Below are 14,328 nucleotides of genomic sequence, written 5' to 3'. Positions count from 1 at the left end.
GGTGCGGTGACCAGGGCGACCCGGGCGGGCATGGAGTTCATCAGCGCGCTCGACCAGGGCAGCCTCGGCGGGCTCGGCCGGCTCTGCGCGCCGGGGGCGACCTGGTGGGTCGACACCGGACCCGACCGGCTCGGCGGGGACCCGCGCCGAGCCCCGCACGGCAGCGGCCGCTTCCCGCTGCACGGGCTCATGGCGATGGACCGCAAGCTCGCCCTCATGCGCGAACAGGGGCCGGGAATGTTCCCGTCCGGGTGCCGGCAGATCCCGCGCCGCGTGGTCGTCGGCGACGACTGGTGCGTCATCGAGGTCGACGGCCACGGCGTGCACGCGAACGGCCGCACCTACGCCAACCGCTACGGGTTCGTCTTCGACGTCGACGAGCGGGGCGCGATCACGTCCGTGCGCGAGTACCTGGACACCATGCACGCCCAGGACGTCATCGGCGGCGGCGCGCCGGTGCCCCGCACCGGCCTGGAGCGGGTGCCCGAGGCCGGCGAGCCGCTGCCGGAGCCCGTGGCGGCGATGTGGCCGGCGCTGGCCCGCGGGGACATCGACGCGTTCGGGGCGCTGTTCGCCGACGACGCCACCTGGTGGACGGACTCGGGGCGGGACCGGCGGCGCGGGCGCCACCACGGCCGGGGCGACATCGACGCGAACGGCCCGTTCCACGGCACGGTCGCGATGGCCGACAAGCTCGCCCAGATGCGCCGGCGACTCGCCGGCGGCGCGTACCGCTCGGCCGCCGTCACCGTGACCCCGCACCGCTGGCTCGCCGACGACACGCTGGTCGCCATCGAGGCGAGCGGCGACGCGCTGCTGCGCGACGGCGGGCGGTACCAGAACCGCTACCTCTGGATCGTCGACGTCCGCGACCACAGGATCGCCGCGGTCCGGGAGTACTGCGACACCCTGCACCTCGCCGACCTGATGGGCCTGCTGTGAACTCCAACGACCTGCGCCACGTGCTGACCACGACCCGCGCGATCCGGCGCCGGCTCGACTACGACCGGCCCGTGGACCTCGCGGTGCTCGGCGAGTGCCTGCAGCTCGCGCTCCAGGCCCCCACCGGCGGCGGGGCCGAGGACTGGCGCTGGGTGGTCGTCGCCGATCCCGCGTTGAAGGCCGATCTCGCCGCGCTGTACCTCGAGGCCTACCTCGAACACGTGCACAAGCCCCTGCACAGCGACGAGGGCACCGCCCACCGCACGGTCCGGGGGCGCCTCGGCGGCGTCGGCGCCGACGGCCGGGTCAACCCGCGAACCGCGCGGATCCTCGGCGGGGCCGAGCACCTGGCGCACAACATCGGCCGGGCGCCGTACCTCGTCATCCCCTGCGCCACCCGCCCGAACCCGGCGCACGGCGGCGCGGGCACGCACTCGGCGGTGTACGGCTCGCTGTACCCGGCGATCTGGCAGTTCAACCTGGCGCTGCGGGCCCGCGGGCTCGGCACCTGCATCACCACGCTCCACCTGCACCACGCCGGGCGGGCCGCGGCGCTGCTCGGCATCCCCGCCGACGCGCTGCAGATCACGCTGCTGCCCGTGGCGTACACCGTCGGCACCGACTTCCGCCCCGCCGCCCGCCGCCCGGTCGGCGAGGTCGCGTACCTCGACCGGTGGGGCACGCCGCTGCCCTACGAGGACCAGCCCTGGGGAGAGACCCACGCATGAGCGATCCCGTCATCCGCGACATCGACGAGGTGCTGAGCACCACCCGCGCCGTGCGCCACCGCATGGATTTCGACCGGCCCGTCGGCCGCGAGGTCGTGGAGGAGTGCCTGCGCCTCGCCCAGCAGGCGCCGATGGGCTCCAACCTCGAGGACTGGCGCATCGTCTGCGTCGACGATCCGGTCCTCAAGGGCAGGCTTTCGCAGCTGTACTCCGAAGTCTGGTACGAAACCGTCGAGGCGCCCCTGGCCGGCGGCGAGGCCGCGACCGTCACGCGCCTGTCCCCGTCGGCGCGACCCGACCCCGTCGCCGCGGCGCGGCAGCAGCGGGTGCTCGCGGCGGTGAAGCACCTCGTCGACCATCTCGCCGAGGTGCCGGTGCTCGTGATCCTGTGCAGCACCAAGCCGATCCCCGAGCGGCCGGTCGGCGGGGCCGCGTCCGGCTACTACGGCTCCGTCTTCCCGTTCGCGTGGTCCTTCCAGCTCGCCCTGCGCTCGCGCGGGCTCGGCTCGGTGATGGCCACCGCGATGGCGCACAAGGCCCGCAAGGTCCAGGCGGTGCTGGGCCTGCCCGACGACTGGCGCCCGATCACGCTGCTGCCGGTGGCGTACACGAAGGGCCTCGACTTCCGCCCGGCCGCCCGCGCCGAGCTCAAGGACGTGGCGTTCTGGAACGGTGCGGCATGAGGGCCGCCTATGTGGCCGAGCCGTCGGCCGAGGACCCGGCCGGCGCCGTGCGCGTCGGCGCGGTGCCGGTGCCCGAGGCGCCCGCGGGCTGGGTCGGCGTCGACGTGCGCGCCGGCGCGCTCAACATGCACGACGTGTTCACCCTGCGCGGCGTGACGACGCCCGCGGGCCCCGGGCCGCACGTCATCGGCAGCGACGCCGCGGTTGTCCACCATGGACGGGAGTTCGTGGTGTACCCCGTGCTGCCGGCCGGCACCGGGGGCCGCACGGTCGCCCACGCCACCCTGCTGCCCGACGCCGGGCACGGCGTGCTCGCCGAGCGCATCGTGGTGCCCGAGGCCCACCTGGTGCCCAAGCCGGCCGGGCTGTCCTGGGAGGAGGCGGCCTGCTTGCCGACCGCGTGGCTGACCGCCTACCGGATGCTGTTCACCAAGGCCCAGGCCGGTCCCGGGCGGGTCGTGCTCGTCCAGGGCGCCGGCGGGGGAGTCGCGACCGCCGCGACCGCCCTCGCCGTCGCGGCCGGCGCCACGGTCGTCGTCACGTCCCGCTCGGCGGCCAAGCGCGAGCGGGCCCTGGCCCTCGGCGCGAGCGCCGCGCTGGACAGCGGGGCCCGGCTGCCGCAGCTCGCCGACATCGTGGTCGAGACCGTCGGGCCGGCCACGTTCGAGCACTCGATGGCCTCGACGCGCGCCGGCGGGACCGTCGTCGTCTGCGGCGGCTCGACCGGCTTCACCGCACCGCTGCACCTGGCCCGGCTCTTCGCCCGCGAGGTGACCGTGTGCGGCTCGACGATGGGCACGCTGGAGGAGTTCCGGGCGCTGGTCGAGTTCGTGGACGCGCACGGCATCCGGCCCGCGGTCGACAGCACCGTGGAGCTCGACGGCGTGGGGCGGCAGGCCGGGCGCATGCTCGCCGGGGACGCGTTCGGCAAGCTCTGCGTGCGCGTGTCATGAGCGGGCCCGTCGAGATTTCCCGGCGCGGTGCCGCGCTCTGGGCACGCATCGACCGTACCGATGCCGCCAACGCCTGCGGGTCGACGGTCATGGCGGGGCTGGAGTCGTGGCTGGCCCGCGCCGGCGAGCCCGGCGTGCGCGTGCTCGTGCTCACCGGCACCGGCCGGCACTTCTGCGCCGGCGCCGACATGGTCGAGGGCGCGGCGCTGCTCGGCGACCAGCCGGCCCTGCGCGCGTACCTCGACCGCGGCCGCCGGCTGGTCCGCGCGGTGCGGGACAGCCCGGTGCCGACCATCGCCGCGGTCAACGGCGTCGCCTTCGGGGGCGGCCTGGAGCTGCTGCTGGCGTGCGACCTCGCGATCGCCGCCGACACCGCCCGCATCGGCGACCGGCACATCGCCGCCGCCCAGGTGCCCGGCTGGGGCTCCAGCGTGATGCTGCCCCGCGCGATCGGCCCGGCCGCGGCCCGCCGCCTGCTGCTCACCGGCGAGACATGGACCGGCCTGGAGGCCATGGCCCACGGCCTGGTCAGCGCGTGCGTGCCGGCCGAGACGCTGCCGGAGCGGGTGACCGCGCTCGCCGAGCACCTGGCGTCCCTCGACCCCGCGGCCGTGGCGCGCATGCTGCGCGTGGCCCGTCCCGTCATCGACGAGGCGGCGTGGGACCGCGAGTGGCAGACCCTCACCGAGCATCTCGCGTCCCAGGAGTAGCCCATGCGCAGCCCGCACAAGACCACCGTCGCGAACCCCGCCGCCCTGCTGGAGCTGGTCGGCGCCGAGCTCGGCGCGAGCGGGACCCGGAGCATCACGCAGGACCAGGTGCACACCTTCGCCGACGTGACCGGCGACCACCAGTGGATCCACGTGGACGTGCAGCGCGCCCGCTCGGGCCCGTTCGGCACGACCATCGTCCACGGCTTCTTCACCCTGGCCCTCGTCCCGCTGCTGCTGGCCGACATCCTGGAGGTCGAGTCGTACTCCATGGGCGTCAACTACGGCCTGGACCGCGTGCGGTTCGTGAAGCCGCTGCCGCCCGGCACCGAGATCCAGGCGACCGCGACCCTGGTCTCGGCCACCCCGATCGACGGCGGCGTCCAGGCGAAGGCCGCGGTCGTGGTCGAGTTCGCCGCCGACGGCCAGACCTGCTGCGCCGCCGAGTCGGTGTTCCGCTACTACGCCTGACCCTTGCGAACCGGCCGGGGTGGGCACCGACGGCGCGCACCGGGCGCAGGGCTCGCGGCCCGGGTCAACGATCTCCGGCGAGGTCTGCGCCGAAGAGGCCGTCCAGGATGAGGTGCAGCTCCGCCGCCTCGCCGGGTAGCGGCTACTGCCGCTTTCCCGACAGCACAAGTCGTTCATTAGTGGGTTGCAAGTCGCCATTTCTAGCCTCCTGACAGGCCGCGATCGCCGGGCCCGTCAATTGGAGGACAGACATCATGAAGCACATAGCGGTCGTACTCTCCGGAGCCATCGTGCTCACCGCGCTCGCCGGCTGTGGCGTCGAGATCCCTTCGACACCCGGCAACGCCCGACCGGTGTCGGCGGCCCCGTCGCGGCCGCCGAAGGAGGTCCTCACCGACTCGCTGCAGGTGCTGGACCGCACGGCGTACAACTTCGCGATCAAACAGGGCGACAAGAGCGGCGGTGGCCGCGTCGACCCCGGCGCCCACGCCGCCTTCCTGGAGCAGGGCGGCGACGTGGCCTTGCCCGACGGCAGCACCATCCACGTCTCGGTCGCCTACACGATCGTGGCCCCCGACTTCTACATCCAGGCCGACTTCGGCGAGCGGATCAACCAGCACTACGGCATGGTCCCGGGCACCTGGATGAGGATCGACCAGAAGAAGATCACCGGCACCGCGATCCCGATCGACGAGGCCGGCAATCCGGAGCCCGGCATCGGCGAGCTCCTGGCCACCCTCGGGGACGTGCAACGCCCCGACACGACCCGTCTGGCCGGCACCGTCGACCTGACCGGCGTCGAAGGCATCATGGCCCCGAGCGAGCAGGCCGTGAAAAACGCCGGCGCCAAGGCGTCGGCCGTCCCCTTCACCGCCACGCTCGACGATCGCAACCGCCTGACCGGCATCCACATCGACGGCTCCAAGCTCGACAAGAACCTGAGCACGGAGCTGACGTTCACGGGCTACGGCTCGGTCGCCCCGATCACCGCCCCGGCCAACGCGGTCGCCGCCCCCGACGCGGTCTACGAGCTCATCGGCTGACCCGCCCACCGGCGCGGAGGCCGGGGCCCTGCGGCGGCCCTACGCCCCGCGGTACGACTGGCAGGGCGTCTCCGACGAGGCCGAGATGCAGCGCATCCGCGACAGCATCCCGGGCTACGCCAACGCCTGACCGCGCACCGCGCCGCGGGTCACTCCGCGACGTCGGCGTTCGGGGCGACGAACCGGCCCCGGTAGAACGACAGCGCGGGGACCCGGGAGGGTTTGAGGTGGACGTGGTCGATGTCGAGCAGGACGATCACGTGGTCGCCGCTCGTGATGACCTCGTCGCGCCGGCCCGCCAGGACGGCCGGGGTGGCGGGCAGGAGGGGCACGCCGTCGGGGCCCGGGACCCAGGCGACGCCGCCCAGCTTCTCGGGGCCGGTCAGGCCCGACGTGGCGAAGCGCCGGGCCACGTCCTCCTGCTCCTGGCTCAGGATGTGGATCGCGATGCGCTGCGACTCCATCAGCACGCGGAAGCTCGAGGAGGAGGTCGCGACGCAGAACAGGACCTTCGGCGGGGTCAGCGACACCGAGGTGAAGGAGTTCACGGTCAGCGCGGCCACGGCGCCGTCGGTCGCGACGGCGGTCACCGCGGTCACCCCGGTGGGGAAGTGCCCGCAGACCTGACGGAACTCGGCCGAGTCGAACAGGGGCTCAGTCATCATCGTTGCACCGCCGGGTCGCAGGGGTGATCGGGGCGCAGCCCGGCTTCGAGTTCGATCAGGCACAGCGTGTGCCCGCCGGGGTCCTTCACCAGCTGCAGACGGCCGTGGGGGCTGTCGACCGGGCCGACCGTCGGGGTGCCGCCGAGTGCGGTGACGCGGGCGAGGGCGGCGTCGAGGGACGCGACCGTGAAGTACGTGATCCACTTCGACGGCAGCAGGTTCGGCCACTCGTTGTCCAGCTCCAGCACGCCCGCGACCGGGACCTCGCCGAGCGTGAGCACGGTGTAGGGGCGGGCCGTGGGGGAGTCCTCGCGCTGCTGCGTGGTGTAGCCGAACAGGGAGCGGTAGTAGCGCACCGAGCGCTCCGGCTCGCCGGTGTCAAGCTCGTTCCAGCACAGGGCGCCGACCGAGTTCAGGGCCTGGACGCCGGCCCGCGACTCGCCCTGGTAGAGGCCGAAGACCGCGCCGTATGGGTCGACGACGACGGCGCCGGTGCCGGCGGCCGGCAGGTAGCGGGGCCGGGTGACCAGCTCGCCGCCGAGGTCGACCGCCTGGCGGGCGGAGCGCTCGATGTCGTCGACGGCGAAGTAGGTGATCCAGCCGCGGGGGCGCCCGCCGTGCAGGGCGGCGGCGTCGGAGATGCCGGCGACGTCGCGGCCGTCGATACTGCACATCCGGTACGTCCCGCTGCCGAGCGGCTCGTGACGTACCGACCAGCCCAGCAGGGCCGCGTAGAACTGCTCGGCCTTGTCCGGGTCGGGGGTGCACAGCTCGACCCAGACGGCCTCACCGGCGTGGAAGCGGTGGTTCATGCGTGAACCTCCCGGGAGGTGATGGTCGCGGCGGAGATCTCGTAGGCGCGCTCGGGGCTGCCGGTGGCCAGGCTGGCCTCGACGACCCCGACGACGCCGCGCAGGGTGTCGCCCGGCACCGCGGCGAGGGCGGCGACGACCTCGTCCACCGCGGCGTCGAGGTCGTCGTCGGCGACCACGCGGGCGACCAGGCCCCAGCCGAGCAGGTCGGCCGCGGTGGCCTCGGTGACGCCGGTCAGCAGCGCGTAGGCCTGCGGGCGCGGCAGCCGCCGGGCGATCGTGAAGCCGACGCCGGCCGGGGCGAAGCCGAAGCGGGCCTCGGGCAGCGTCAGGCGGGCGTTCTGCCCGGCGACGGGCAGGTGCAGCGCGGCGAGCAGCCCGGCGCCGAAGCCGATGACCCGGCCGCGGACGGCGGCCACGACCGGGACGGGCAGGTCCCGGATGCGGCCGAGCTGGGTGTCGCTGTCGCGCAGGCCGGCCGCGACCGACTCCGCCGTCGCGCCCGCGAGGCCGGCGAACGAGGAGGTGTCCCAGCCGCCGCAGAAGTGCCGCCCGGCCATGTCGAGCCGCACGACCGCGCAGGCCGGCTCGGCCGCCGCGGCCTGCATGGCGGCGACCAGCTCGCGCAGGGCGTGGTCGTCGAAGGCGTTGCCGCGCCCGGCGTTGTCGAAGCCCACCCGGGCGACGCGGCCGTCGTGTTCGCGGGTCAAGGTGATGGGCACGGCCGGATCATACATACCAGTCGGTATGAAGGCAACGCAGGCCTCTGACCGGCGGTTTGTCACATCGATGTCACGGACGCGATACCGGTTCGACCTGTTGACTTGATACCGGCTGGTCGGTACTTTGTGGCGAGCGTCACGGGCTCGATTCGCAGTGACACATCAGCCTCATCGCTGTGAAGGACATCCATAATGATGAAGCACCCCCGACGGTCGTTGTCGCTGCTCACCACGGTTGCCGTGGCGGCGCTCGGCCTGGCCGCATGTGGCGGCACCACGGACTCCGGCGCCAGCGGCAACACCCCCAACACCGCCCCGATCCGGGCGCTGCTGGCCGCGCAGCCGGCCACCCTCGACCCCATCGTCGGCGCACGCTCCGCCCAGATCGTCTGGGCGACGATGCTCGAGCCGCTGATCAACACCGACTCGTCGCTCAAGCCGGTCGACACCGGCATCGTGACGAGCTGGACCCGCACCGACCCGACCACCTGGACCTTCAAGGTGCGCGACGGCGTCTCGTTCAGCAACGGCGAGAAGGCCGACGCGGCCGCCGTCGCCAACACCCTGACACTGACCCGCGACGCGCCCTCGTCCCAGCTGAAGTCGTACTTCGCCAACGTCGCCAGCATCGAGGCGCCGGACGCGACCACGGTCGTGATGAAGACGAAGACGCCGCAGTACAACTACCCGGACCTGCTCACCACGGTCTACCTGGTGCCGCCGGCCTACTACAAGGAGAAGGGCTCGGAGGGCTTCGCCGCCGCTCCGATCGGCACCGGGCCCTACGTGTGGGACGGCGCCCACGCCGGGCGCGACATGTCCGTGAAGAAGAACGACAACTACTGGGGCCCGAACAAGGCGCAGAACAGCGGCATCACGTTCACGTGGGCCAACGAGGCGTCCCAGCGCCTGGCTCTGATCCAGAGCAAGAGCGTCGACGTCTCCTTCGACCTGCCGCCCGCCCAGACGAGCGAGGCCAAGAAGGCCGGCATCACCGTGGTGAGCACCGAGACCGCGATGAAGATCATCGCGTTCCTCGACTCGACCAAGGCGCCGTTCGACGACCCGAAGCTGCGGGAGGCGGCCGCCCTGGCCATCGACCGCGACGCGATCGTCAAGGGCATCTTCGACGGCCAGGCCGTCGCCGACTCCGGGCTGCTCAACATCAACCCGGGCTCGAAGCCGGCGTCGAGCGTGACGGCCGACCCGGCCAAGGCCAAGGAGCTCGTCGGCTCCGCGGCGCCGGCCGTGCAGATCACCTACCCGGCGAACCAGTACACCAACATCGCCGAGGTCAGCCAGGCCGTCGGCGGCGCGCTGGAGAAGGCCGGCTTCAAGGTGAGCTACGTGCCGATCGACTACGGCACGCTGGTCAAGCGGGTCGTCGGCCGTCAGGTCCCCGGCATCGCGATCTTCGCCGGCGTCCCGAACGTCGCCTCGCCCGACTACTTCGTCTCCGGCTTCATGCGGACCAAGTCGATCACCGGCAACTGCGCCGACCCGCAGATCGACGACCTGGCCACCAAGGCGCTGGAGCAGAACGACGCCGCGGCCGCCGCCCCGATCTACGAGCAGCTCAACACGATCGGCGTGGTCGACAAGCACTGCTACGTGCCGCTGTACCGGCAGATCTTCAACTACGCGACCGGCGCCGGGGTCAAGGGCGTGGTGTTCGGCCCGCTGAACACCGTCGACTTCACCAAGACGACCCACTGACGATGCCCGAGGCAGCGAAGACGGAGGTGGCGGGCCGCATCAGCGACACGGCCCGCCACCCCGGCACCCCCGAGACCGACGCACCCGTCCTGGTGGTCGACCAGCTCGTCGTCGACCACCGCAACCGCACGACCGGCGAGACCTTCCGGGCCGTGGACCACGTGTCGCTGCGCATCGAGGCGGGCGAGAGCGTGGCGGTCGTGGGCGAGTCCGGCTCGGGCAAGACGACGCTCGCCCTCGCCGCGACCGGGCTCGGCCCGCGCGGCGGGGGCGACATCCGCCTGCTCGGGCACTCGCTGTCCTCGGTCGGCCGCCAGCAGCTGCGCCGGCTGCGGCCCGAGGTCCAGGTCGTCTTCCAGGACCCGCACGGCTCGCTGGACCCGCGCCAGTCGGTGCGCTCCGGCCTGAAGGAGCTGCGGGCCCTGCAGCCGCGGCGGACCGCCTGGATCGACGACGCGGCCCTGCTCGGCCGGGTCCGGCTCGCCCCCGAGCTGCTGGAGCGCTACCCGCACCAGCTCTCCGGCGGCCAGGCCCAGCGGGTGTGCATCGCCCGCGCCCTGCTCATGCGCCCGCGGCTGATCGTCGCGGACGAGCCGACCTCCGGGCTGGACGTCTCCGTGCAGGCCGACGTGCTGGCCCTGCTGCGCGAGATCCGCACGGCGACCGGCGCGGCCCTGCTCATGATCAGTCACGACCTGGCCGTCGTGCGGTCCGTCTGCGACACGGTGCACGTGATGCACCGCGGCCAGGTGGTCGAGTCCGGCCCGTGCGAGCGGGTCTTCGCCCAACCCGAGAACGACTACACGCGCGAGCTGCTGGCCGCCATGCCCGGCGCGCGCTGGAGGGCCCGCCGATGATGTCGAACGGTACGCAGCCGTCGCGTAAGGCGTTGTCATTGAAGGCCACCACCGTCCGCCGCATCGGCGGCCGCCTGGCAGCGCTGCTCGCGTCGCTGCTCATCGCGCTGAGCATGGCGTTCCTGCTCGGCCGGCTCTCGGGCGACCCGACCGCCACCATCCTGGGCCCGATGGCCCCGCAGGAGCAGCGCATCGAGCTGCGCCACGAGCTCGGCCTCGACCGGCCGCTGCTCGTGCAGTACCTCGACTACCTCAAGGGCGTCTTCACCGGCGACCTCGGCCACTCGCTGCAGTTCTACCAGCCCAACACCTCCATGATCATGGACCGGCTGCCGTTCACCCTGCAGCTCGTCGCGGCCGGCATGGCCCTCGCCGTGCTCGTCGGCGTGCCGCTCGGCGTGCTCGCCGCAACCCGCGAGGGCACCTGGTGGGACCGGGCCGCCTCGACCGTGGCCCTGCTCGGCCAGTCGGTGCCGGTGTTCTGGTTCGGCATGATGCTCGTGGTGCTCTTCGCCGTGCGGCTGGGCTGGCTGCCGGCCGGGCAGTCGGGCACCCCCGCGCATCTCGTGCTGCCGGCGCTGACGATGTCGGTGTACCCCATGGCCCAGATCGCCCGGCTCACCCGGGCCTCGATGAGCGACGCCCTCGCCGAGCCCTACATCGACTCCGCCCGGGCCCGCGGCATCCTGCGGCGCCGGGTCGTGTGGCGGCACGCGTTCAAGAACGCGATGATGCCGATCCTCACCATCGTGGTGCTGCAGACCGGCATCCTGCTCTCCGGCGCCGTCGCGGTGGAGTACGTCTACTCCTGGCCCGGCCTCGGCCAGCTCGCGCTGCAGGCCATCCAGTTCCGCGACTTCCCGCTGGTGCAGGCGATCGTGGTCTTCGGGGCCCTCGTCTTCGTCCTGCTCAACCTGCTCGTCGACGTGATCCATTCGATCGTCGACCCGAGGGTGAGGTGACCGCCGTGACCGAGGTCGCGCTCGCGCCCGATGTCCGCCCCGCCGCGCCGAAGCCGCGACGCCGGACCTCGGCGTTCTGGCTGGCGGTACCGATCGCCGTCATCGTCGCGGCGGTGCTCGTCCTGCCGCTGACCGGCCTGCTGCCCGACACCGGGCAGGACCTCGCCGCCACCCGGCGCCCGCCCGGCTGGTTCGGCGGCGGCTCCTGGTCGCACCCGCTCGGCACCGACAAGCTCGGCCAGGACGTGCTCACCCAGTTCGTCTCCGCCGGCCGGCTGACGATCCTCATCGGCCTGGTCGGCGCGCTCGTCGCGATCGGCCCCGGCACCCTGCTCGGCCTGCTCGCCGGCTACTTCCGCGGCTGGGTCGACCGCCTCATCTCCATCCTCATCGACGCGCAGCTGGCCCTGCCGTTCATCCTCATCGCCCTGGCGATCATCTCCAACCGGGGCAGCTCCCTGCCCGTGCTGTTCCTGGTGCTGTCGCTGACCGGCTGGGCGATCTGCGCCCGGGTCACCCGCTCGGCCACGCTCGCCATCCGCGAGCGGCAGTTCGTGCTCGGCCTGCGCGCCGCCGGGGCCTCCGAGGCGCGCATCGTGTTCCGGCACATCCTGCCCAACCTCGCCGGCACCATCGTCGCGCTCGGCACCCTGCAGATCGGCACCGCGATCCTCGTGGAGAGCGCGCTGAGCTTCCTCGGGCTCGGCGTCGTCCCGCCGATGATCAGCTGGGGGTCGCTGCTCGCCTCCGGCCAGAACGAGCTCAGCCAGGCGTGGTGGATCGCGTTCTTCCCCGGCCTGGCCATCACGGTCCTCGTCGTGCTGGTCAACCTGCTCGGCGACGCCCTGCTCACCCACCACGACCCGCGGAAGAGGCAGCGATGACGAGCCTGCTGGAGGTCGCCGGGCTGTCCATCACCGCCCGGGTCGGCGCGCGCGACGTGCCGCTGCTCGACGACGTCGACCTGCGCATCGGCCGCGGCGAGATCGTCGGCGTCGTCGGCGAGTCCGGCAGCGGCAAGACGACCCTCGCCCGGTCGGTCGTCGGGCTGCTGGAGCGCAACGTGCGCGTCGAGCGCGGCTCCATCGAGCTGTCCGGCGAGCAGATCGTCGCCCCCGGCGCCGACCGCACCGGCAAGGTCCGCGGCACCGCGGTCGGCATGGTGTTCCAGGACGCCTCGCGCTCGCTGAACCCGCTCATGAAGGTCCGCACCCACCTCGCCGAGGTGCTGCGCCGCCACGTCCCCGGCATCACCAGGGCCGAGGTCGAGCGGCGCAGCACCGAGGTCCTGGAACAGATGCGCATCACCGACACCGGCCGGGTGCTGGCCGCCTATCCGCACCAGCTCTCCGGCGGCCTGCGCCAGCGCGTCGCCATCGGCCTCGCCGTCGTCACCCGGCCCTCCCTGGTCATCGCCGACGAGTGCACCACCGCGCTCGACGTCACCACCCAGACCAAGGTCGTCGGGCTGTTCCGCACCCTCGTCGACGAGCTCGGCATCGGCCTGCTCTTCGTCACCCACGACCTGATGCTCGCCAGCGACCTGTGCGACCGCATCGCGGTGATGAGCGCCGGGCGGGTCGTGGAGCAGGGTGACGTCACCCACGTGCTCGACCACCCGGAGCAGGAGTACACCCAGCGCCTGCTCGCCGCCATCCCCTCCTGGAGCTGACAACCATGGCAGGCATCGACGCCTACGCGGCCTACCTCCCGGCGTACGTGCTCATCGACAACAGCCTCGAAGGCCCGCCCCGGCCGCGCGGCATCGCCCGGTCGGTGGCCGGCTTCGACGAGGACGTCATCACGATGGCCGTCGAGGCCGCACGCCACCTGCCTCCTGCGCAGGACCGCCTGCTGCTGGCCACGACGAACGCCCCGTACGAGGTCAAGACCTCCGCCGGCGTGGTGCACGAGGCCCTCGGCCTGGACCCAGGGGTGGCCGCGATCGACCTGCGCGGGCACCGCTGCGGCGCCACGGCGCTGGACCTCGTCGTGCGGACCGGCGGCAGCGCGGCCCTGGCCGACCTGCGCACCACCCGCCCCGGCGCCCCCGACGAACTGGCCCAGGGCGACGCCGCGGCCGCGTTCACCGGCGGCAGCGGCCGCGCCGCCGACCTCCTCGCCCGCGCCGGCCACACGACCGAGCTGCTGGAACGCTGGCGGCTGCCCGGCGAGCGCCACGACCGCGTCTGGGACGAGCGGTTCACCGCCGACATCCTCGCCGCGGCCGGGCTGGACGCGGCCCGCCGGGCGCTGACCGAGGCCGGGCTCGACGCGGCCGACCACGTCGTCGTCTCCTCCTCCAACGCCCGCGCGGCCGCGGCCCTGCGCCGCGCGCTCGGCGCCGCGAGCGAGGCCGGCGACCTGGAGCAGGCGACCGGGTTCACCGGCGCCGCGCACCCGGGGCTGCTGCTGGCCGACGCGCTCGACCGGGCCGGGCCGGGACAGACCATCCTGCTGGTCTGCGCGACCGAGGGCGCCGACGCGTTCGTGTTCCGGGTCGGCGACGGCGTGCGGGAGGCCCGCTCGGGTCCGTCCGTGCGCGAGCAGCTGGCGGCGCGGCAGACCATCGGCTACGGGCGGTACCTGCGCTGGCGGGGCCTGCTCGACGTGCAGGGGCCGTCCCGCCCCGCGGCGCCCGCACCCGCGTCGCCGCCGATGCACCGGCGCGCCGGCTGGAAGTACCGCCTCGAGGGCAGCCAGTGCGGCGCCTGCGGGAAGGTCACCACGCCGCCGAGCCGGGTCTGCGCCGCCTGCGGGATCACCGGCGACGGCACCGCCAAGGTCTCCCTGCGCGACAGGACCGCGACCGTCGTCTCGGTGACCCGCGACCACCTCACCACCATGCCCGAGCCCGACGTGACGATCGTGGTCGCCGACTTCGAGGGCGGCGGACGGCTGAGCGCCTACGCCACCGCCGACGCCGGCGAGATCACCGTCGGCACGGCGATGACCCCGACGTTCCGCCGCATGTGGACGACCGACGGAATCCACAACTACTTCTGGAAGCTCGCGTGCGGGCCCCGCCCGGGAAAGGACACCGCCACCGATGGCGAGTAGGCGC

Annotated in this window: 16 protein-coding genes; 13 read left to right on the top strand and 3 right to left on the bottom strand. The window is 73.4% G+C overall.

Going from position 1 to position 14,328, the window contains the following annotated elements:
- Positions 1 to 6 precede the first annotated feature (6 nt).
- From ACQP2P_RS27960 to ACQP2P_RS27930, 7 genes are all read left to right on the top strand, one after another.
- Positions 7 to 942 (top strand): nuclear transport factor 2 family protein, encoded by a 936-nt coding sequence (locus tag ACQP2P_RS27960; protein WP_433605672.1) that lies wholly within the window; start codon positions 7 to 9, stop codon positions 940 to 942.
- A complete protein-coding gene (locus ACQP2P_RS27955; RefSeq protein WP_433605670.1) occupies positions 939 to 1,670 on the top strand; it encodes a nitroreductase family protein in 732 nt (243 codons plus the stop codon). The genes ACQP2P_RS27960 and ACQP2P_RS27955 overlap by 4 nt, the downstream gene beginning before the upstream one ends.
- Positions 1,667 to 2,353 carry a nitroreductase family protein gene (locus ACQP2P_RS27950; RefSeq protein WP_433605669.1) on the top strand — a complete coding sequence of 229 codons (687 nt, stop codon included), beginning with the start codon at positions 1,667 to 1,669 and terminating at the stop codon, positions 2,351 to 2,353. The genes ACQP2P_RS27955 and ACQP2P_RS27950 overlap by 4 nt, the downstream gene beginning before the upstream one ends.
- Positions 2,350 to 3,306 carry a zinc-binding dehydrogenase gene (locus ACQP2P_RS27945; RefSeq protein ID WP_433605667.1) on the top strand — a complete coding sequence of 319 codons (957 nt, stop codon included), beginning with the start codon at positions 2,350 to 2,352 and terminating at the stop codon, positions 3,304 to 3,306. The genes ACQP2P_RS27950 and ACQP2P_RS27945 overlap by 4 nt, the downstream gene beginning before the upstream one ends.
- Positions 3,303 to 4,016, top strand: coding sequence for an enoyl-CoA hydratase/isomerase family protein (locus ACQP2P_RS27940; RefSeq protein WP_433605665.1), 714 nt, complete (start codon positions 3,303 to 3,305; stop codon positions 4,014 to 4,016). Before ACQP2P_RS27945 ends, ACQP2P_RS27940 begins: the two co-directional genes overlap by 4 nt.
- A 3-nt stretch (positions 4,017 to 4,019) precedes the next feature.
- On the top strand, positions 4,020 to 4,487 hold the full coding sequence (locus tag ACQP2P_RS27935; protein ID WP_433605663.1) for a MaoC family dehydratase: 468 nt from the start codon (positions 4,020 to 4,022) through the stop codon (positions 4,485 to 4,487).
- Between the two features lie 254 nt (positions 4,488 to 4,741).
- Complete coding sequence (locus ACQP2P_RS27930) at positions 4,742 to 5,530, top strand: hypothetical protein (RefSeq protein ID WP_433605661.1); 789 nt, start codon at positions 4,742 to 4,744, stop codon at positions 5,528 to 5,530.
- A 149-nt stretch (positions 5,531 to 5,679) separates the two neighbouring features.
- Here the strand turns inward: ACQP2P_RS27930 and ACQP2P_RS27925 are convergent, their stop codons facing one another.
- Genes ACQP2P_RS27925 through ACQP2P_RS27915 form a run of 3 tightly spaced genes read right to left on the bottom strand, consistent with a single transcriptional unit; the run spans position 5,680 to position 7,729 of the window.
- A complete protein-coding gene (locus tag ACQP2P_RS27925) occupies positions 5,680 to 6,195 on the bottom strand; it encodes a flavin reductase family protein (protein ID WP_433605659.1) in 516 nt (171 codons plus the stop codon).
- A complete protein-coding gene (locus ACQP2P_RS27920; RefSeq protein WP_433605657.1) occupies positions 6,192 to 7,007 on the bottom strand; it encodes a VOC family protein in 816 nt (271 codons plus the stop codon). The genes ACQP2P_RS27925 and ACQP2P_RS27920 overlap by 4 nt, the downstream gene beginning before the upstream one ends.
- Positions 7,004 to 7,729, bottom strand: a complete 726-nt coding sequence (locus ACQP2P_RS27915; protein WP_433605655.1) for an enoyl-CoA hydratase/isomerase family protein — start codon at positions 7,727 to 7,729, stop codon at positions 7,004 to 7,006. Before ACQP2P_RS27915 ends, ACQP2P_RS27920 begins: the two co-directional genes overlap by 4 nt.
- Positions 7,730 to 7,921: 192 nt before the next feature.
- Here ACQP2P_RS27915 and ACQP2P_RS27910 point away from each other — a divergent pair, with 192 nt between their 5' ends.
- The 6 genes from ACQP2P_RS27910 to ACQP2P_RS27885 are packed head-to-tail and all read left to right on the top strand — an operon-like array spanning position 7,922 to position 14,324.
- Positions 7,922 to 9,445, top strand: coding sequence for an ABC transporter substrate-binding protein (locus ACQP2P_RS27910; RefSeq protein ID WP_433605653.1), 1,524 nt, complete (start codon positions 7,922 to 7,924; stop codon positions 9,443 to 9,445).
- Between the two features lie 2 nt (positions 9,446 to 9,447).
- The gene (locus ACQP2P_RS27905) at positions 9,448 to 10,302 is read left to right on the top strand and encodes an ABC transporter ATP-binding protein (protein WP_433605651.1); all 855 of its coding nucleotides are present in this window, start codon (positions 9,448 to 9,450) and stop codon (positions 10,300 to 10,302) included.
- A gap of 38 nt (positions 10,303 to 10,340) precedes the next feature.
- The gene (locus tag ACQP2P_RS27900) at positions 10,341 to 11,264 is read left to right on the top strand and encodes an ABC transporter permease (protein ID WP_433605649.1); all 924 of its coding nucleotides are present in this window, start codon (positions 10,341 to 10,343) and stop codon (positions 11,262 to 11,264) included.
- 5 nt (positions 11,265 to 11,269) lie between these two features.
- Complete coding sequence (locus ACQP2P_RS27895) at positions 11,270 to 12,148, top strand: ABC transporter permease (RefSeq protein ID WP_433605647.1); 879 nt, start codon at positions 11,270 to 11,272, stop codon at positions 12,146 to 12,148.
- A complete protein-coding gene (locus tag ACQP2P_RS27890; RefSeq protein ID WP_433605645.1) occupies positions 12,145 to 12,936 on the top strand; it encodes an ABC transporter ATP-binding protein in 792 nt (263 codons plus the stop codon). The genes ACQP2P_RS27895 and ACQP2P_RS27890 overlap by 4 nt, the downstream gene beginning before the upstream one ends.
- A gap of 5 nt (positions 12,937 to 12,941) precedes the next feature.
- On the top strand, positions 12,942 to 14,324 hold the full coding sequence (locus ACQP2P_RS27885; RefSeq protein WP_433605642.1) for a zinc ribbon domain-containing protein: 1,383 nt from the start codon (positions 12,942 to 12,944) through the stop codon (positions 14,322 to 14,324).
- Positions 14,325 to 14,328: the final 4 nt, after the last annotated feature.

The sequence above is a fragment of the Dactylosporangium sp. CA-139114 genome, from assembly GCF_050955725.1.
GTDB lineage: Bacteria > Actinomycetota > Actinomycetes > Mycobacteriales > Micromonosporaceae > Dactylosporangium.
This window is presented reverse-complemented; position numbering and strand designations above follow the sequence as displayed.